Source organism: Aminobacter sp. P4_D5 (assembly GCF_056401815.1).
This window is the reverse complement of the sequence record NZ_JBFUIP010000828.1, coordinates 1-661: the sequence shown is the minus strand read 5'-3', so window position 1 is coordinate 661 and position 661 is coordinate 1. Positions and strand designations below refer to the sequence as shown.

Genomic DNA, 661 nt, shown 5'->3' with positions numbered 1-661 from the left:
GGTTGAGACGTCGGATGAGGGGACCCCAGCGCTCCGCATCGGCGCGGGTGACGCGGTAGAAGTCCTCGGGGGTGTTGCGCGGCGCGATGTCGGCGCCGACGCGCTCGTAGCCCGCCTTCACGCGGGGATCGGCCAGGGCCTCGTTCAGCGCCGCCGAGATGCGCGCGACGGCCTCGGGCGGGGTGCCGGTCCGCATGGTGAGACCGAAATAGGCGAGGCCCGTGAAGCCCGGGATGCTCTCGCCCACCGTCGGCACGCCCGGCCAGGCGTCGCGGCGCTCCGCGCTGGTGATGGCGAGCGGCCGGACGCTGGCGACGCCACGCACCGTCTCGGCCTCGGGCAGGCCCATGCAGCGGGCGTGGATGCGGCCGGAGAGCAGGTCGGTCATGGCCTGGGTGCTCTGGCGATAGGGGACGTGCACCATCTCGAGGCCGAGATGCGCGCCGATATCCTCCATCAGCAGATGCGTGGAAGCGCCCACGCCGGCCGAGGCGAAGTTGAACTTGCCGGGATTGGCGCGGATCCAGCCGATGAGGTCCGTGAAATTCTCGGCGGGGATGGAGCGGTGCACGACCACCGCATGCGCCGTCGAGCAAAACTGGCCGACGGGCAGGAAGTCCTTCTCCCAGTCGTAGGGGAGGTTGCGGTAGAGAATGGCGTT

Annotated in this window: 1 protein-coding gene; it reads right to left on the bottom strand. The window is 70.3% G+C overall.

Annotation, left to right across the window (positions count from 1 at the left end; genetic code table 11):
* On the bottom strand, positions 1–661 hold a 661-nt coding region (locus AC1DWF_RS35245), incomplete at both ends, for a Bug family tripartite tricarboxylate transporter substrate binding protein (protein ID WP_476843108.1).